We start from the raw sequence: 18,374 nt of genomic DNA on the forward strand, positions 1-18,374 counted from the left end.
AGTACGCTCGGTGAAGCCCGATTTTGGCAGAGATATGGGAGGCGGCCGGATGACTGCATCCATGGATGTGGGTCTCAAGCGCGAGCTGGAGGACAAGGTCCGGTCCGGGGAGCGGCTGACCCGCGAGGACGGCATCGCCCTCTATGAGAGCGACGACCTGGCGTGGCTCGGCGGCCTCGCCCACGAGGTGCGCACCCGCAAGAACGGCGACGTGGTGCACTTCAACGTCAACCGTCACCTGAACATGACCAACGTGTGCACCGCCTCCTGCGCGTACTGCTCCTTCCAGCGCAAGCCCGGCGAGAAGGACGCGTACACGATGCGCATCGAGGAGGCCGTCCGCCTCGCCAAGGCGATGGAGGGCGACAAGCTCACCGAGCTGCACATCGTCAACGGCCTCCACCCGACCCTGCCGTGGCGCTACTACCCGCGCTCGCTCAGCGCCCTCAAGGAGGCGCTGCCCGACACGGTCTCCCTCAAGGCGTTCACCGCCACCGAGATCCACCACTTCGAGAAGATCTCCGGGCTGTCCGCCTCCGAGATCCTCGACGAGCTGATCGACGCCGGCCTGGAGTCGCTGACCGGCGGCGGTGCCGAGATCTTCGACTGGGAGGTGCGTCAGCACATCGTCGACCACGACACCCACTGGGAGGACTGGTCGCGCATCCACCGCCTGGCGCACGAGAAGGGCCTCAAGGGCCCCTGCACCATGCTGTACGGGCACATCGAGGAGCCCCGGCACCGCGTCGACCACGTACTGCGCCTGCGCGAGCTCCAGGACGAGACCGGCGGCTTCCAGGTCTTCATCCCGCTGCGCTACCAGCACGACTTCGTGGACATGAAGGACGGCAAGGTCCGCAACCGCCTCCAGGCGCGCACCACGATGGCGACCGGCGCCGAGGCGCTGAAGACCTTCGCCGTCTCCCGGCTGCTGTTCGACAACGTCCCGCACGTGAAGGTCTTCTGGGTCATGCACGGCCTGCAGACCGCGCAGCTCGCGCTCCAGCACGGCGCCGACGACATGGACGGCTCGGTCGTCGAGTACAAGATCACGCACGACGCGGACAACTACGGCACGCCGAACAAGCTCACCCGCGACGACCTGCTGGACCTGATCCGCGACGCGGGCTTCCGGCCGGTCGAGCGCAACACCCGCTACGAGATCATCCAGGAATACCCGGGCCCGGACGCGAACCGCCGCGAGGCCCCGCAGCCGATGCGGGTGTGAACCCGGGCAGAGCGGCAAGGGACCGCGGCATGGATCTCCGCTTCGACCTGGACCCCGCCGTCACCCCCGAACTGGCCGACGGCATCCGTACGCTGTGGGCCGAGGTGTCCAACGCGGGCGGCGCCGTCGGTTACGTACCGCCGGTGACGCCCGAGGACGTACGCGGCGACCTGCTCGCCCACCTGGCGTCGATGTCCGAGGGGCACGCCCGGCTGATCGTGGGCCGCGACGGGCAGGGACGGGTGCGGGCCACCGCGTTCCTGCACCTGAACACCCACCGCATCCACCGGCACTGGCTGTGGGCCTCCACGGTGATGGTCCACCCCGGCCTCCAGGGGCAGGGCGCCGGCCGCGCCCTGCTGACGGCCGTGGAGGAGGCCGCCCGCTCGATGGACGGCGTCGAGGCCGTCCGGCTCACCTGCCGGGGCGGCAACGGCCTGGAGGACTTCTACCGGGCCTGCGGCTACAAGGAAGTCGGCCGGGTGCCGTCGGCGATCAAGGTGGCCGACGACGACTACCGGGACGACGTCACCATGTGGCGGGAGCTGGCGTAGCCGGGCCGGGGCCGATGGCCGTCGTGCCACGCTCCGGTTCGGTGGGGGCCCGAAAGATCACGAATCGGGCTGTGCTTGACTGGATGCAGACCCTTTCGGTTGTCGTCGTGAAGAAGGTCCGCCCGTGAGTAGCCAGAAGTTCGCCACGCTCCGCTACACCGCCCTGCGCCTGGGGATCTTCGTCGTGTGCTTCGCGCTGGTCTGGGTGCTGGCGTACTTCCACGTCATCCCGCTCGGCGTGGGCAGCTCCAACGCGGTGTGGCTGCTGCTGCTCGCGATCGTGATCTCCGCGCCGCTGAGCTTCGTGCTCCTGCGCAAGCAGCGGGACGCGATGTCCGAGCAGATCGTGGCCAAGGTGGACAAGCAGAAGGCCCGTATCGCGGCCAACGCCCGCCAGGAGGACGGCCTCCTGTAGCGCGGGTACGGGTCGCCCCCGTACCCGCGGCGCTGTAACGCGCCTCACAGCCGACGGATGCCCCGTCGTGGAGAAAACCCCTCCACGGCGGGGCATCACGCGTCTCACCGGACGATCCGGGCGTCTTCCGTCTCCCTCTCCCAAAGAATCTCTTTGGGTTCCCCAAAGTTCAAGTGTTAACGTGTTCGCCATGAAGACAGCAGTAGCGCACCACCACACCACGGGCGTCCCGCTCGTGGCGCGCCTGCACGTCGATCTTTGCCGCTGTATGTCCGCGGCCTGTTGCCGCCGCTGATCCCAGCTCGCAGCGGCCGGAGATCCCGTACGGATCGGTTACGGACCTCCTGTCTCCTGGCGCTGTGCGCCGTCTCCTCACCCTTTCGACGCCTGTCTGTCCCCGGAGTGTGTCCGTTGTCCACCACGTCTTCCGAGACCGGGCGGTCCCCCGAGACCGCCAGAACCTTCCCGATACCCAAGGTCCCGTTCTGGGCCCAGATCCTGCTCGGCCTCGTCCTCGGTGTGCTGCTCGGCTGGATCGCCAAGAGCGGTGACATCTCCTGGCTGAAGACCACCCTCGACACCATCGGCCACCTCTTCGTCCAGCTGCTCAAGCTGGCCGTGGCCCCGCTGGTCTTCTTCGCCATCCTGGTCTCGATCACCAACCTGCGGCAGGTCAACAACGCCGCCCGGCTGGCCACCCGCACCCTGCTGTGGTTCATGGTCACCTCGCTGATCGCGGTCGCCATCGGCATGGCGATCGGCCTGATCAGCAACCCCGGCGCGGGCACCGGCCTGACCCCCAAGGACGGCAAGCTCCCCGAGCACGCCGGCTCCTGGATCGACTTCCTGACCGGCATCGTCCCCAAGGACGTCATCACGCCCTTCACCGAGCTGAAGGTCATGCAGATCGTCTTCATGGCGACGGTGGCCGGCATCGCGGCCCTGAAGCTGGGCGACCGCGCCGAGCCGGTGCTGCGCCTGAGCCGCTCCGCGCTGGAGCTGCTGCAAAAGGCCCTGTGGTGGGTCATCCGGCTCGCCCCGATCGGCTCCCTCGGCCTGATCGGCTACGCCATCGCGGACTACGGCTGGGACCTGATCAGCAAGTACGCGACGTTCACCGTCGACATCTACGTCGGCTGCGCGATCGTGCTGTTCGGCGTCTACCCGCTGCTGCTGTCGGTCTTCGCCAAGGCCAACCCGCTGCACTTCTTCAAGGGCGCCTGGCCCGCCATCCAGCTGGCGTTCGTCTCCCGCTCCTCGGTCGGCACCATGCCGCTGACCCAGAAGGTCACCGAGCGCCTGGGCGTCCCCAAGGAGTACGCGTCCTTCGCGGTGCCCTTCGGCTCCACGACCAAGATGGACGGCTGCGCCTCCATCTACCCGGCGCTCGCGGCGATCTTCATCGCCCAGATCTTCGACGTCCCCCTCGGCATCGGCGACTACGTCCTGATCGCCTTCGTCTCGGTCATCGGCTCCGCCGCCACCGCCGGCCTCACCGGCGCCACCGTCATGCTCACCCTCACCCTGTCCACCCTCGGCCTCCCCCTGGAGGGCGTCGGTCTGCTGATGGCGATCGACCCGATCCTGGACATGATGCGGACGGCTACGAATGTGGCGGGCCAGGTTGTAACGCCGTTGATCGTGGCCGCGCAGGAGAAGATCCTCGACCGCGACAAGTACGACTCGGCGACGTCCTCTCCCGTGGACGAGACGCAGTCGGTGGCTGCCGCCGCCTGACGACCCTGATTCGTCCGCCGTCCGTGCCCCCGTACCCGCCTCCGGGTACGGGGGCACGGACGTGTTCACGCGGTCAGCCCGAAGCCGGTGTGATCCTGATCGACGTGGTCTCGGGAGGCTTGCGCCGCCCGCGACCGACGCTGAACACGTCGACGTGGTCGATCACCGAAGCCACGATGGCCCGGCGGCGTTCGAGGTTTTCCACGGTCTCGTCCGCCCAGACCGCCGGCGCATCGCTCTCTGTACGGGAGCGGCGGACGACTGACGCGGCCGCACGGGCCCGGAGCGTCCGGAGTTCTTCGCGGAGGTGGGCCAACGAATCGAAGTAGTCCTCGTCCGCCATCCGGCCGTCCTTCCAACGGCCCCGGAGCGTCCGGATACGGGCCTCCAGGAGGCCGATCCCGCCCCTGAAGTCCTCGGCCGGAGCCTCTTGCCGCTGCGGCTCCCGTGCGCTGAGAGCCGCCGCGATCACCTCGTTGAGCTGTTGTTCGATCCACACGTACTTGCGGCTGACCTTCCCGCAGCCGAGACGGCCGTCCTTGCCCCGCTGGCCCGAATGGCAGAACGTACGCCGGAACGTCCGTCCCTGAACGGTTGCCCACTGGACGCGCAGGGCCGACCCGCAGTTCCCGCACCGCAGGAATCCCGAATACAGGTGCTTCCGCCTGCCGGAGCCGTGCGGTGCCGGTGTGGCCCGGCTGTCGAGCAGCGCTTGTACGGTCTCCCACTGCTCCCGGGTCAGTGGCGCGGCGTAGACGCTGTCCCCGATGTCCTGCCCCTTGTACGTGACGATTCCGCCGGTCCGCTCGGAGCGGTACACCCGCTTCACGGACTGGATCGTCCAGGCGCCGCCCTGAGGAGATGTGGAGCCGCAGGAGTTCCAGAACCGGGCCACGTCGCCGGGAGTCTTCGGGTTCCGGTCCATGAGCATCCGGTGGCCCTCGCGGACGAGTTCGGTCTCGGCCTGGTCCAGCTCCTGGAAGCACGATCCTTCCTTGAAGCCGAACTGCCGCTTTCCGCCCGCGTGCGGTTTGCCCTGCTCCCTGCGCTGCAGGAGAGAGGTGTTGATCCTCTCCGACATGCGCTCGGTCTCCTGCTGGGCCACGGCGCCCTTGATCGTCAGGATCATGCGTCCGCCGGCGGTCGATGTGTCTTCGCCCTCCGTCGTGGCGAACGCGAAGCCGTGTTTCTGCTGCTCCTCCAGGAAGCCGGCCAACTCGCTGATCCGACGCGTCAGACGGTCGATGGAGTGGACGACGATGCCGTCGATGAAGCCGTCGCGCGCGTCGCGGAGCATCTCCGTGTAGGCGGGGCGGCCGCGCTTGCTGGTGGTCGACGCGGACACGTCGTTCTCCGGGTAGACCTTGAGGACGGACCAGCCCATGCGCTCGCAGAGCTCCCGGCACGCCTTCTCCTGGCGCTGGACGCCGAGCTCCTCGCCTTTGCGGTCCTTGCTGATCCGGACGTAGATCCCCGCACGCTTCGGCTTGGCCATGCCCCACCCCTGGTCACAGACGACATACCGCGCTCTGACCAACGTGCATACAGACAATACGGTTACGGCTGTTGTCCGGCGGGCCGTTGTGCCGATGCTGGGCCCCGGGCCGAAGGAACGGCCCGGAACGTGACGCGCTCGGTCCCCCTCAGCCCACCTTCCCCGTATGCGCCAGAATCGCCTCCGCCAGCGGCCCCTGCACCTCCGGCGGCAGTGCGTGGCCCATGCCCGGGATTTCCACCAGGTTGGCGCCTTGGATGACCTGGGCCAGGTGCTGGGGGTGCGGCGGTGGGAAGACCGGTTCGGCGGGGGCGGATATGACGAGGGTGGGGACCTCGGTGGTGGCCAGGGCCTCGGTGCGGAGCATGCCGGAGTGGTCGGCGCGGGCGGGGGCGGTGGAGACGTCGTAGCGGCCGGTGTGTTCGATGATGCGGCGTTCCAGGTCGCGGTAGTGGGCGGGGTCGAACGGCAGCTGTCCGCCGCTGAGCACCCGCCAGTGCTCCACCCGCCGGTCGAGTTCGGCCTCCAGGCCGTGGTCCTCGACCGGGCGGGCCCACATCTCCAGTACTTCCGGCGCGATGCCGGGCAGTTCGTCGACGGGGACTTCGGTGCCGTCCGGGCGGGTGTACGGGGTGGTGCTCATCGCGGAGGTGCCCATCAGGGTGGCGCTGAGGACGCGGTCGGGGTGGTCGGCGAGGACGATTTGGGTCAGCATCCCGCCGAGGGACAGTCCCACCAGGTGCGCCCGCTCGATGCCGAGGCCGTCGAGGACGCGGACGATGTCCTGCGCCAGGTCCGTGATGCGGTACGGCTGCTCGTCGAAGGACCAGGTGGAGCGGCCGGTGTCGCGGTGGTCGTAACGGATGACGCGGTGCTGGACGGCGAGCGCGTCCACGAACGGTTCCGGCCAGCCGAGGCCGGCGGCCTGGGCACCCATGACGAGCAGCAGTGGGGGCGCGTCGGCCGGGCCGCGCTGCTCGGTCCACAGGCGCACGCCCGGGGCCGCGTCCACGAACTGCTGGTGCGCCTGCTGCATGGCGGGGTCCTTCCGTCGAACTGAACGAGACGAGTCGTATCGTCTCGTAAACGAAGCGATCACGTCAAGACCGGGCGGACAAGGCGGGAAAACGTAAACTTACTTGGGGGTAAAGGGGCGGGACAGAAGGGCAATTGGTGTGGGAGCTGTGAAGAGCAAGCGGATGCCGCGGGCCGTACGGGAGCAGCAGATGCTCGACGCGGCCGTGCTGACCTTCGCGCGGCGCGGGTACCGGGCGGCCTCGATGGATGAGATCGCCGAGGTGGCCGGGGTGTCGAAGCCGCTGGTCTATCTGTATCTGAACTCCAAGGAGGAGCTGTTCAGCGCCGTCATCCGGCGGGAGGCGGCGGCGCTCGCCGAGGCCGTACGGGCGGCGGTGGAGCCGGGGGTGTCCGCCGACCGGCAGCTGTGGAGCGGGCTGAAGGGATTCTTCGCACACACGGCCGAGCATCCGGACGGCTGGACGGTGCTCCACCAGCAGGCCCGTACCCAGGGCGAGCCGTTCGCGGTCGAAGTCGCCGTGCTGCGCGCCGAGATCGTCGAATTCGTCACCGCGATGATCGGGGCGGCGGCCCAGGAGGCGGGCTGCGACCGGGAACCGGCCGCCCGCGAAGTCTCCGGACTGGCGCACGCCCTGGTGGGCGCCGCCGAATCACTGGCCGACTGGGCCAACTCCGGCGGCCCGGGCGCGGGGGAGCGCCCGCCCGCCAAGGACACCGCGGCGACGCTGATGAACTTCGCGTGGGCCGGGCTGGGGCGGCTGATGGCCGGGGAGCGGTGGTCGCCGGGGAGTTGAGGCCGTAGGGGGCGCCTTCCAGGGGGGCGCCGTCCCTCACACGTCCGTCTCCACCCGCCCCTCCAGGTGCACACGCGTCCGGCCGTCCGGGCCGCCGAGCAACTGGAAGCTGCCGCCCGTACGCGTGGTCTCGTAGGCGTACGAAACGGTGGCGGGCAGCAGCACCGGGGCCCGGAATTCCGCCGATATGCGCAGCGACGGCGTGCCCGGCAGCACCGCCTCGGCGGCGCAGCGGGCGAATGTCCACATGCCGTGCGCGATGGCGCGCGGGAAGCCGAGCGGGCGGGCCGTGAGGGCGTGGAGGTGGATCGGGTTGTAGTCGCCGGAGACGGCGGCGTGCCGGCGGCCGAGGTCCGTCGGCAGGCGCCATTGGGCGCGTACGGGCAGCTCACGCGGGCGGGCGGGGGCCGCCTGGAAACCGGCGCCCCGCGCCCCCTCGCCCTCGGCCGTCCGGTGCCGCGCCAGATACGTGCTGCGGTCGTGCCACACCAGCGCGTCCCCCCGGCGCGCCTCGGTCGTCATGACGACCTCGGTGCCGCGCCGGTGTGCCCGCAACGCGGCCGCGAACACGGTCAGTTCGAGGGTGTCGGTCGGGTGCAGTGGCGCGTACTGGGTGATCTCGATGCCGGTGTGCACCAGGCCGAGCATCGGCAGCGGGAAGTCCCGTGTGCTCATCAGCCGTGCGGCCAGCGGGAATCCGAGGATGTGCGGATAGGTGACGGGCAGCGGCTCGGCGGCGTCGTAGCCGCAGACCCGCGCGTACGAGGCGGCGCGGCCGAGCCCGATGCGTACGGCGGGCAGTATGAGGCGGGTGCGCGGCAGGGCGGCGTCCGGGCGCGGGTGCTTGCCGATCCCGGTCAGGACGCCCTTGGCCAGCGCGGGCAGCAGCCGTGGCGGGCGGGACCGGCCGGTCGCCGCGCCGCCCGGTGCGCCGCCCGGCGCCTCGCCCGGCATCAGGCACCCGGCCGGTGCGGTGCGCGGCGCTGCCGGGGCGCGCGGCGGGCGAGGAGGCGCCGCGGGGCCGGATCGGGGGGACGGAAGACGGTGTTCGGGCATTGGCCAACTCCTGGTCCTCGCGTAAATTTACTTCGAAGTAAGGTTACTGTCGGGTCAGGTGATGGTCGAGGGTGCGGCCGCGAGGCGCCGCGCTGTCACGGCCCCGAACGGGCCTGCTCCTGAGGTCCGTTGGGGTCCGCGCCGCCGGGCGCCTGGGTGTGCCGGCCGCCGCGCTCACCGCGGGACGAGGAGCCGCTCGTGTCCAGTCGCGAACTGCCCGGCCGGGATCTGCCCGGCCGGGAACTGCAAGGCGGGCCCTCGGCGCCCGCTCCGGCCAAGCCGCGCACCCAGGTGCGGGACGGGGTCGTACGGGAGGTGTCCGTACCGCCGTTGGCGCCGCCGGTGCGGACCGGTTCACTGGGAGACATCCCCTTCGACAACGCCGCGCAAGCGCCGGACGAGGTGGTTCTGGCGCGCAAGAAGGCGGGCCCGGGTGCCGGGGGCGCGTGGCGGGACGTGAGCGCCGCCGAGTTCGCCGCCGAGGTGCTCGCCGTGGCCAAGGGCCTGATCGCGCACGGGCTGCGGCCCGGCGACCGGCTGGCCATCATGGCCCGTACGACCTACGAGTGGACGCTCGTGGACTTCGCCGCCTGGGCGGCCGGGCTGGTCACCGTACCGGTCTACCCGACCTCCTCCGCCCACCAGGCGCACTGGATCCTGCGCGACTCGGGCGCCGCGGCGTGTGTCGTGGAGAGCGTCGAGCAGACCCGGCTGATCAGCTCGGTCCGTACGGGGCTGCCGGACCTCGCGCACTTGTGGCAGCTGGACACCGGCGCGGTCGGGCAGCTCGTCGCGGCCGGCCGGCGGGTGCCGAACGCGCTGGTGACCGAACGGCGGGCGGCCACCGGACCCGGCGACATCGCCACCCTCGTCTACACCTCCGGCACCACCGGCCGCCCCAAGGGCTGTGTCCTGACCCACGGCAACTTCTTCGCCGAGGTGGACAACGCCACCGAACTGCTGCACCCGGTCTTCAAGTCGGTCAGCAGCGAGCCCGCCTCGACGCTGCTCTTCCTGCCGCTGTCACACGTCTTCGGGCGGATGGTCGCGGTCGGCTGCCTGCGCGCGCGGGTACGCCTCGGCCACGCGCCCAGCATCCGTACCGAGGACCTGCTCGCCGACCTGGCCACCTTCCGGCCGACGTTCCTGCTCGCGATCCCCTACGTCCTGGAGAAGGTCTACAACACCGGCCGCGCCACCGCCGAGAGGATGGGCCGGGCCGCCTCCTTCGACCGCGCGGCCCGCATCGCCCGGCGCTACGGGGAAGCCGTCGAGGCCAAGGAGCACGGCACCGGCAGCGGTCCCGGCGCGGCGCTGAAGGCCGCCCGCCGGCTGTACGACCCGCTGGTCTACCGCCGTATCCGCGCCGCGCTCGGCGGCAAGGTCCGCTACGCGATCTGCGGCGGCTCCCCGCTCGGGCACCGCCTCGCGGCCTTCTACGCCGGCGCGGGCATCGAGATCTTCGAGGGCTACGGGCTGACCGAGACCACCGCGGCGGCCACCCTCACCCCGCCGCTCAGGCCCCGTATCGGCACGGTGGGGCGGCCGCTGCCCGGCACCGCGGTACGGATCGCGGACGACGGCGAGGTGCTGCTGCGCGGCCCCCAGGTCTTCACGGGCTACTGGGACGCGGCGACCGGCGGCCCGCTGCGGAACGGCGACGGGTTCGGGGCCGGGCACGGCCAGGGGCTCCCCGCATACGAGGAACACGGTTACGGGAAGAGCGACGGCGGCTGGCTGGCGACCGGCGACATCGGCGCCCTCGACGCCGACGGCTATCTGACCATCACCGGCCGCAAGAAGGAGCTGATCGTCACCTCCGGCGGCAAGAACGTCGCCCCGGCCCCGCTGGAGGACCGGCTGCGGGCGCATCCGCTCGTCGGCCAGTGCATGGTCATCGGCGACGACCGCCCGTACATCACCGCGCTGATCACGCTGGAGGCCGACGGCCTGGCGCACTGGCGGATGATGGAGAAGAAGCAGCGGGTGCCGATGGCGGAACTGGTCACGGACGAGGTGCTGCTGGCCGACATCCAGGACGCCGTGGACGATGCCAACAAACTGGTGTCACGGGCGGAATCGATACGCCGCTTCACCGTGCTGCCGGTGGACTTCACCGAGGAGGCCGGTCATCTCACGCCGTCCCTGAAACTGCGGCGGGCCGCCATCGCGCGCGACTTCGCCGAGGAGATCGAGGAGCTGTACATACGGGGCGGGAGCGAGGCGCCCGGGCCCTGATGCCACGTTAACTGACCCCCCGGTAACGTGGTGGGGGCCGGGCCCGGCAAACGGGAACCCCGTGTCACCTCTGTGGGGGAAGTGGCGCGGGGTTCCTTGCCGCTCACGTACCAACGGGGCGCGGCTCAGCCGCAGTTGCCGTTCGTCGCCTTACCGGCGAAACGGTCCGCCAGCCAGTTCGCGGCCGGTACGGCGCCCGCTACCGCGCCGATGACGTGCTCGCCCAGCGGGATCGTGCTCCACCGCACGTCGGCGCCCCTGGCGCACCAGTCCGCGCGCAGCTGCCGGCCGACGCCGTACGGGATCAGCTCGTCGAGCGTGCCGTGGTAGAGGAACACCGGCGCGTCCGGCCTGCGCGTGCCGAGGTCCGACTCGCGCAGCCGCCGCTGCCAGTCCGCCTCGTACAGCGGGTTCCTGACCGTCACGTCGGAGATCTTCTTGAAGGCGCCCGCGATGCCGTCGATCGCCACGCAGTTGTTCTTCATGAAGTCGACGTAGTGCCGCCCCTTGGCGTTGAGGTACTTCGCCAGGTCCAGTTCGGGGAAGGCGGCGTCCTGGCCGACGGCGGCCATCAGGATCAGGCCCGCGCCCACATTGCCGTTGTTGAAGTCCGCGACCTTGAGCAGATCCGCCGGGACCCCGCCGGTCGCGGTGCCCTTGACCTTCAGCTCCGGCGCGTACGTACCGTGCAGCTCGGCCGCCCAGCCCGACGCCTGGCCGCCCTGCGAATAGCCCATGATCCCGACCGGGGAGTCCGCGGTGACGCCCGCCTGCACGGCGCCGGGCAGCCGCTGGGCGGCGCGGGCCGCGTCCAGTACGGCCTGCCCCTCGGCCCGGCCGACGGTGTACGTGTGGTCGCCGGGCGTGCCCAGGCCCTCGTAGTCGGTCACGGCCACCGCCCAGCCGCGCGCCGTGAGCTGCTGGATGAGGTTGGCCTCGACGGTGGTGCCCTTGGGGAAGCCGGCCGAGGGCGCGCACATGTCGGCGAGGCCGACCGTACCGACGGCGTACGTGACCAGGGGGCGCGGCCCGGTACGGCCGTCGTCCGGGACGATGACCGTGCCGGAGACGACGTTCGGGGTGCCCTGGGCGCTGGTCGACCGGTACTCCATGTGCCAGGCGCGGGTACGGGTCGGCTGGCCGGGGAGGGGGTGGAAGGAGGTGGGCGAGGACTTCACGATGTCGCCGGGGCGCGGGGCCGTCTGTGCGGCCGCCGGGGCGGGCTGCGGGGCGGCCGGTGTGGTGGCGGCGGCGTTCGTGAGGCCGAGCGAGAGGGCGAGCGCCGTGGCGGCGGTGGCGGCGGTGGTGCGCAGCGCGCGATTCGCACGCCGGTCATGGGGGGTGTGGGGCACCATGCGGCTCTCCCAACGGTCCGGAGGACGGGGTAGTTGGGGTGACCGTAGTGACTCGCGGGTAAGTAAGGCGCTGACCAGGACGCTCAGCTTTGCTGACCCGGGAGGGCAGGGGCGCCCGGCAGGGCAGGCGTGGGTGGGAGGACCGGGGAGCCCGGGAGGGCAGGTGAGGGCGGGCGCAGCCGGTACGCGCCCGGAGTGGTTCCCGTCCAGCGCCGGAACGCGCGGTGGAACGCGGTGTCCTCGGAGAAGCCCAGCCGCGCCGCCAGCGCGGCGATCGGCTCCCGGCCCGCCGCCAGCGCGCTGATCGCCGCGTCCCGGCGCACCGCGTCCTTCAGCCGCTGGTACGAGGTCCCCTCCGCCTGGAGCCGGCGGCGCAGCGTCGCCGGACTCACCGCCAGCCGCGCCGCGACCTCGGCCGCCTCCGGCAGCCGCGCCGGGCCCGGGCTGCGCAGGGCCGGGGCGAGCGCGCGGCGCACCCGCTCGGTGAAGGTCGTGCCGTACTCCCGCCGGCTCAGCAGGTCGGCGGGCGCCCGCCGCAGCATCGCCGCCAGCGCCGCCTCGTCCTGGACGACCGGTGCCGCCAGCCAGCGGGCGTCGAAGACCGCCGCGGTACGCGGCGCACCGAAGCGCACCGCGCAGTCGAAAAGCAGCTCGTACTCGTGTGCGTGTGCGGGGGCCGGGTGGACGAAGCACACATCGGACAGCGGAATGTGCCGGCCGATGAGCCAGCTGGACAGCCGGTGCCAGATGATCAGCACGGACTCGGCGAGGAAGGTGCCCTCGGGGTACGGACGCAGGTCGCTGAGGAGGGAGAACTCGGCGGGGCGGGCAGGGGAGGCGTCCCGGATGTCCCGGTCGTCCCGGTCGGGGATACGGGGCTCGCCGTTCCGGCCGGGCATCGTCACGGCCATCTCGGGCCCGCCGGGGAACAGCCCGTAGAACCGTACGGCCCGCTCCAGTGCCGTACCGAGATCCGGGCAGCCCACGCAGGCGAGGCCCATCATGGCGAACGTGCCCCGGCGGCTGGGCCGCGGCCCGAGCCCCAGGAATTCATCGTCCGTGGCCCGGTGCAGCTCCTTGACCAGCCGCGCGAACCGGTCCGCCGCCACCCGCGCCCGGTCGTCCCCGAGCAGCAACGGCGATATCCCCGCGGCCTGCAGCAACGGCACGGTGTCCAGCCCTGCCCGCCGCGCCCCGCCGAGGACGGCCCGCACATGGTGCACCGCGATGGTCGGCCCGGTCATGGCACAGCACGGTAGCCGCAGGGGGCGAAGAGGTGAATCCAGCCCGTCCGGCGTTTGAGGACAAGCAGGCCGGAGGCCGCGTCCGGAGACCGCGCGGGCGCCCACCGCAAATCGGCCAAGCCCAGCGGCAGGCGAAAAGGCAGGAGCCCCGTCCCCTTCCGAAAGGAAGAGGCGGGGCTCCTTGGGTACTGCTAAGCCGAACCGCGATCGGTCGGACCGGGCAACTTAGACCGGCGTGACGTTCTCCGCCTGCGGGCCCTTCGGGCCCTGCGTGACGTCGAAGTTCACCTGCTGGTTCTCCTCCAGGGAGCGGAAGCCAGAGGCGTTGATCGCAGAGTAGTGAACGAAGACATCCGGGCCGCCGCCGTCCTGGGCGATGAAGCCGAAGCCCTTTTCAGCGTTGAACCACTTCACGGTTCCGGTAGCCATAAGCCCTCCTTGGGCCAAAGGGTTGCCCTGCTCCAGAACCTGCAAGAAGTCTGAAAACTACAAAAGCCTGCGGCGTCACATGCTCCGCAGGCTCTGTACTGCAAGGGAAACCAAACTGCAACTTGCGCTGAGCGTAGCACGGGGCGGTTGTAGGGCGGAAGAGCCAAAGATCACGTTTACCCGCGCGGTGGACCGGTCCGGGAGGAACCACAGGAGGCCCCGCCGCACCGTCCGGCGCGTGCCGGGTCTAGCCTCCGCATGTGGACAATTCAACCGTTGGAGACGCATCCGCAGGAGTCGCAGCCGACCACCGTCGCAGCCGGCCGCGGGTGGGCCACATCCAGTTTCTGAACTGCATGCCCCTGTACTGGGGCCTCGCGCGTACGGGCACCCTGCTCGACCTGGAGCTCACGAAGGACACCCCGGAAAAGCTCAGCGAACAGCTGGTGCGCGGCGACCTCGACATCGCCCCGGTCACCCTCGTGGAGTTCCTGCGGGCCGCCGACGACCTGGTCGCCTTCCCCGACCTGGCGGTCGGCTGCGACGGCCCGGTCATGTCCTGCGTGATCGTGTCGCAAAAGCCCCTGGAAGAGCTGGACGGGGCTCGGGTCGCGCTCGGCTCGACCTCCCGTACGTCCGTACGTCTGGCCCAACTGCTGCTGGCCGAGAAGATCGGCGTCACCCCTGACTACTACACCTGCCCGCCCGATCTCGGCCTGATGATGCAGGAGGCGGAGGCCGCGGTCCTGATCGGGGACGCGGCGCTGCGCGCGAACCTGCACGACGCGCCCCGGCTCGGCCTCCAGGTGCACGATCTGGGACAGATGTGGAAGGACTGGACGGGTCTGCCGTTCGTCTTCGCCGTCTGGGCGACCCGGCGCGACTACCTGGAGCGCGAGCCGCTGGTCGTACGCAAGGTGCACGAGGCGTTCCTGGCCTCCCGCGACCTGTCGCTGGAGGAGGTCGGCAAGGTGGCCGAGCAGGCCGCGCGCTGGGAGAGCTTCGACGAGCAGGTGCTGGAGCGCTACTTCACGACGCTGGACTTCCGCTTCGGCCCCGACCAGCTGCGCGGTGTGGCGGAATTCGCCCGCAGAACGGGAGAAACGACCGGTTATCCGGCGGATGTGCGGGTGGACCTCCTGGAGCACCCGCGGGCCTGAGGCCCGATTCCGGCGGCGAATTCCGCGGGCGGGCCGGGTGCGGGTATGCGGTCGGCATATCGATGCGTCCCGACGGCATAGGGAAGGTGTTCCCGATGCGCGCGGAAGTCGTACGGGGGGCGTACGGGAGCCGCGCGGAAGGTGTGTGGAAGTCGTACGCGAGTGCGCGGAAGTCGCACGGACGCCATGGACGGGGCGGCGGAAAGTCGCCGGGAAGACACCGGGAATTCACCGAGGGCGGCCGAAAGGGCCGCACGGAATCCTCGGGAAGTCCCGCAGGTGCCTCAGGGGCCCAGGCCAGCTCCTGGGAAAGGGGCGGCAATCCCGCGCGGGCGTCTCTCGGGCCCGTCGAAACCCGGCGGGAAAGTCCGTAAGGCGTACGCGTCGGCAAGGCGTGCGAATCGTACGCATCGGCAAGCGTCGGCAAGCCGTACGAAATGCTCCGCGGCGCGCCTCGGGTCGCGCGCCACATCGCGTCATGTCACGTCACGGCGCGGGCGTCGGGCCCGGTATCACCTTGCTGATCCACTGCATGGTTCCGTCGTCCATGCCCCGGACGTACCCCCTGGCGTTGTGGCCGCCGCCTTCGATCACCTGAAGGCGGGTCTTGATCGGCCCCTTGCCGTATTTCTTCATGAAGGATTCCAGCTTGGCCCGGCCGCCCTCCTTGGTGCCGATCTGGAAGGCGAGGTGCACGTCCGGCGCACCGGGACGGGCGATCAGGCTCTTGGCCAGCTGCTCGGGGTCGTTGGCCCGCATCTCCTTCTCGTGGCCGCGCCACAGCGGCGAGTCCGGCCGCAGGTCAGGGCCGCTGGCGATCACGGCCTTGAACCGGTCGGGGTGCTGGAGCACCTGCTTGAGGCCCACGAAGGCGCCGGACGACGAGCCCATGAAGGCCCAGCCGTCCCGCGAGGCGAAGGTGCGGAAGTTGGCCTTGACCAGGTCGGGGACGTCGTCGGACATCCAGGTGCCCATCTTCGGCTGCCCCGGGATGTCGCTGCCGTCGTAGTAGTTCTTGTTGTCCGCGTTCAGGACCGGCATCACGACGATGAACGGCTTGCTCTTGCCCGACTTCGACCACTCGCTGATGCTGCTCTGCAGCTTCAGGTCGGTTCCCATCCAGTAGTTGACCGGGTAGCCGGGGCCGCCGGGCAGCGCGATGAGGACCGGGAAGGCGCTCTTGGCGTACTTCTCCTCGTAGTACTCCTTGGGGGCCCAGACCCAGACCCTGCCCGTGAAGCCGGACTTCTTCCCGTGCAGCGTGGTCACGCCGATCTTGGTGCCGTCGTCCAGCGTGTTCGCCGTCGTGAAATCCGCGCGCGGGCCCGTGGGCATCCGTACCCGGGGATCGCCCGTACCGGAGGACCCGCCCTTTCCGGCGTCGCCCGAGCCGCCGCCGGGGCCGGTCCGGTCGAAGGACATCGGGTCGCCGTTGTCGGAGAAGACGTCGAAGGCGTTCAGTACGGGGACGGACGCCAGCCCGAGGACGGCGACGGCCGCGCCGATCCACAGGAACCGCTTGCGCCGCCCGGCGCGGGCCCGCCGCGGCCGGGAACGCCGGCCGGAGCGGTCGGGGCGGTCAGGCCCTTCGGGCCCCGGCCCGTGCTGGACGTAACCGTACGAGGGCTGCTGCGCCGAGCCGTACGGGGGCGGCTCGGCGGAGCCGTACGAGGGCTGCTGCCCGGCATGATGCTGCACGGAAGTACTCCGGTCGGTGAGCTGCCCCGCGGGACAAGTCGGACTGTTGCTGGCGTTCCACCTCTTTGGAGGCGAAAGCCGTTGTGCCGGTTCACCGGACCCGGCATGACCTGGGTCATAGGCCCATAGGCTGGTGCGGGATCCGGGCCGGGAGGGGGAGGCGAGGCGATGGAGCCGCTGGGGGCGGACGATCCGCGCGTCATCGGTGCGTACCGGCTGCTGGGCCGGCTCGGCGCGGGCGGCATGGGGCGGGTCTACCTGGGACGCAGCGCGGGCGGCCGGACCGTCGCGGTGAAATCGGTGCACGCGCGGCTCGCCGCCGACGATCGGTTCCGGGCGCGCTTCCGGCGCGAGGTGGAGTCCGCGCGCCGGGTCGGCGGCGCCTGGACCGCGCCCGTACTGGACGCCGACCCGGACGCCCCCGTCCCCTGGGTGGCCACCGGTTACGTCGCCGGGCCCTCGCTCACCCGGGCCGTCGAGGACTTCGGCCCGCTGGACGCGTCCGCCGTACGGACGCTGGGCGCCGGGCTGGCCGCGGCGCTGGCCGCCGTACACACCCACGGCCTGGTGCACCGCGACGTCAAACCGTCCAACGTCATGCTCACCCTCGACGGCCCGCTGCTGATCGACTTCGGCATCGCCCGCGCCATGGACGGCGGCGCCGCGCTCACCGCCACCGGCGTCCAGGTCGGCTCGCCCGGCTACATGGCACCCGAGCAGATCCTGGGCAGGGACGTCACCGGCGCCTGCGACGTGTTCTCGCTCGGCGCGGTACTGGCGTACGCGGCCACCGGGGCCGGCCCGTTCACCGGGGACAGCTCGGCCGCCCTGCTCTACAAGGTCGTCCACGAGGACCCCGACCTGGGCGCCGCCCTCACCGGCGAACTGCGCGAGGTGACCGCGGCCTGCCTGGCGAAGCGCCCCGGGGACCGGCCTGCGCCGGGGGAGATCGTGCGGCGGCTGGGCGGTGCTCCGGAGCGCGGCACCGGATGGCTGCCTGCGCCGCTGGTCGAGCGGGTCAGCCGGCAGGCGGTGGAACTGCTGAACCTGGACGGGCGGGTGGCTCCGAGCGCGGGCGTGGGCCCGGGCGTAGGCGTGGGCCCGGACGAGTCCCACGTGGCGGGGGCCTTCGGGCCTCCGGACCCCTCGTACGGCTCCGGCCTCGTCCCCTTCGACGCCGTAGCCGACGTCCCGGCCGCCACCTCGGCGGACGCCCGTATCGGTCATCCCTCCGGCGGCATCCCGACGCCGCCGCCGAAGCCGCTCGGGCCACCTTGGCCACCCGGGTCACCGGCCTCACCCTCCTCCAAAGAACGCCGCCTCACCTTCAACGGCGTCCTCGGCGGCGGGGCCGACGGCTCCGGCCGTCGCAGGCTGAGCTGCACGCTCGTGCTTTCCGTGGCCGGTGTGCTCGCCGCGGCGACGACCGCCGCGTTCGTCTTCCAGCTGCTGCCGGGGCAGGGCGGCGACGGCGGCAGGGACGCGGCCGCGAAGCCGCCCGGCAGCGGGCGGTCCCCGGCGCCCGGGGACACCCGGCCCGACGCGTCGGCCGTTCCCGAGCCGTTCCTCGGCACCTGGACCGGCACGGTCGTCACCCGCCACAACCTCCCCAACGGCACCATCACCAGCACGATCACCCCGGGCGCCAAGGGCGACTACGTGGTCCGCACCACGTACGACTTCCTGATCGCCCGGTGCGAGGCCAAGGCCGAGCTGGTGTCCGCCACCGCCACCGCGCTGACCGTCCGGGAACGCACGGACGGCAAGCCGGGGCCCGGCTGCACGGGGGCCGAGGCGGCCGTCACGTACACGCTCGGCAAGGGCGGCACGCTCGCCTTCGCCTCCGACGACGAGGCGGGCGGCCGCCCCCACGCGTCCCTGAAGAAGACGGGCGGCTGACCCGACGCGTCCCGGAGGGGCGGCGGCTGAGCCG

At 71.3% G+C, this 18,374-nt stretch carries 15 protein-coding genes; 8 read left to right on the forward strand and 7 right to left on the reverse strand.

Features of this window, described 5'->3' with window-relative positions; genetic code table 11:
- Nucleotides 1–61: 61 nt before the first annotated feature.
- From mqnE to CP984_RS21675, 4 genes are all read left to right on the forward strand, one after another.
- On the forward strand, nt 62–1,228 hold the full coding sequence (gene mqnE, locus CP984_RS21660) for an aminofutalosine synthase MqnE (RefSeq protein WP_003986102.1): 1,167 nt from the start codon (nt 62–64) through the stop codon (nt 1,226–1,228).
- A gap of 29 nt (nt 1,229–1,257) precedes the next feature.
- Nucleotides 1,258–1,782 (forward strand): GNAT family N-acetyltransferase, encoded by a 525-nt coding sequence (locus CP984_RS21665; protein WP_003986101.1) that lies wholly within the window; start codon nt 1,258–1,260, stop codon nt 1,780–1,782.
- Between the two features lie 124 nt (nt 1,783–1,906).
- Nucleotides 1,907–2,197 carry a DUF4229 domain-containing protein gene (locus tag CP984_RS21670; protein ID WP_003986100.1) on the forward strand — a complete coding sequence of 97 codons (291 nt, stop codon included), beginning with the start codon at nt 1,907–1,909 and terminating at the stop codon, nt 2,195–2,197.
- A gap of 411 nt (nt 2,198–2,608) precedes the next feature.
- A complete protein-coding gene (locus CP984_RS21675) occupies nt 2,609–3,934 on the forward strand; it encodes a dicarboxylate/amino acid:cation symporter (protein ID WP_003986099.1) in 1,326 nt (441 codons plus the stop codon).
- Between the two features lie 73 nt (nt 3,935–4,007).
- Here the strand turns inward: CP984_RS21675 and CP984_RS21680 are convergent, their stop codons facing one another.
- Complete coding sequence (locus tag CP984_RS21680) at nt 4,008–5,429, reverse strand: recombinase family protein (RefSeq protein ID WP_003986098.1); 1,422 nt, start codon at nt 5,427–5,429, stop codon at nt 4,008–4,010.
- 148 nt (nt 5,430–5,577) lie between these two features.
- Nucleotides 5,578–6,465: an alpha/beta fold hydrolase gene (locus CP984_RS21685; protein WP_003986097.1), complete on the reverse strand. Its 888-nt coding sequence runs from the start codon at nt 6,463–6,465 to the stop codon at nt 5,578–5,580.
- Between the two features lie 139 nt (nt 6,466–6,604).
- Between CP984_RS21685 and CP984_RS21690 the strand changes: the two genes are divergently transcribed.
- Nucleotides 6,605–7,261, forward strand: coding sequence for a TetR/AcrR family transcriptional regulator (locus tag CP984_RS21690; RefSeq protein ID WP_030183601.1), 657 nt, complete (start codon nt 6,605–6,607; stop codon nt 7,259–7,261).
- A gap of 36 nt (nt 7,262–7,297) precedes the next feature.
- On the opposite strand, the gene CP984_RS21695 is transcribed toward CP984_RS21690, so the two are convergent.
- Nucleotides 7,298–8,215 carry a MaoC/PaaZ C-terminal domain-containing protein gene (locus CP984_RS21695; protein ID WP_030190452.1) on the reverse strand — a complete coding sequence of 306 codons (918 nt, stop codon included), beginning with the start codon at nt 8,213–8,215 and terminating at the stop codon, nt 7,298–7,300.
- 345 nt (nt 8,216–8,560) lie between these two features.
- On the opposite strand from CP984_RS21695, the gene CP984_RS21700 reads away from it, so the two are divergent.
- The gene (locus CP984_RS21700; RefSeq protein WP_030183604.1) at nt 8,561–10,555 is read left to right on the forward strand and encodes an AMP-dependent synthetase/ligase; all 1,995 of its coding nucleotides are present in this window, start codon (nt 8,561–8,563) and stop codon (nt 10,553–10,555) included.
- 125 nt (nt 10,556–10,680) lie between these two features.
- Here CP984_RS21700 and CP984_RS21705 read toward each other — a convergent pair whose 3' ends face one another.
- The 3 genes from CP984_RS21705 to CP984_RS21715 all read right to left on the reverse strand — a co-directional run bounded on the left by CP984_RS21705 (nt 10,681) and on the right by CP984_RS21715 (nt 13,583).
- On the reverse strand, nt 10,681–11,910 hold the full coding sequence (locus CP984_RS21705; protein WP_003984263.1) for a lipase family protein: 1,230 nt from the start codon (nt 11,908–11,910) through the stop codon (nt 10,681–10,683).
- An 83-nt stretch (nt 11,911–11,993) separates the two neighbouring features.
- Nucleotides 11,994–13,154, reverse strand: coding sequence for an AraC family transcriptional regulator (locus CP984_RS21710; protein WP_003984262.1), 1,161 nt, complete (start codon nt 13,152–13,154; stop codon nt 11,994–11,996).
- Nucleotides 13,155–13,379: 225 nt separating this feature from the next.
- Nucleotides 13,380–13,583, reverse strand: a complete 204-nt coding sequence (locus tag CP984_RS21715) for a cold-shock protein (protein ID WP_003984261.1) — start codon at nt 13,581–13,583, stop codon at nt 13,380–13,382.
- Nucleotides 13,584–13,843: 260 nt separating this feature from the next.
- Here CP984_RS21715 and CP984_RS21720 point away from each other — a divergent pair, with 260 nt between their 5' ends.
- Nucleotides 13,844–14,743, forward strand: coding sequence for a menaquinone biosynthetic enzyme MqnA/MqnD family protein (locus CP984_RS21720; protein ID WP_078575528.1), 900 nt, complete (start codon nt 13,844–13,846; stop codon nt 14,741–14,743).
- A 486-nt stretch (nt 14,744–15,229) separates the two neighbouring features.
- Here the strand turns inward: CP984_RS21720 and CP984_RS21725 are convergent, their stop codons facing one another.
- On the reverse strand, nt 15,230–16,441 hold the full coding sequence (locus CP984_RS21725; protein WP_003984259.1) for an alpha/beta hydrolase: 1,212 nt from the start codon (nt 16,439–16,441) through the stop codon (nt 15,230–15,232).
- Nucleotides 16,442–16,609: 168 nt separating this feature from the next.
- Between CP984_RS21725 and CP984_RS21730 the strand changes: the two genes are divergently transcribed.
- Nucleotides 16,610–18,340 (forward strand): serine/threonine-protein kinase, encoded by a 1,731-nt coding sequence (locus tag CP984_RS21730; RefSeq protein WP_003984258.1) that lies wholly within the window; start codon nt 16,610–16,612, stop codon nt 18,338–18,340.
- Nucleotides 18,341–18,374 lie beyond the last annotated feature (34 nt).

Source organism: Streptomyces rimosus, from assembly GCF_008704655.1.
Lineage (GTDB): Bacteria > Actinomycetota > Actinomycetes > Streptomycetales > Streptomycetaceae > Streptomyces > Streptomyces rimosus.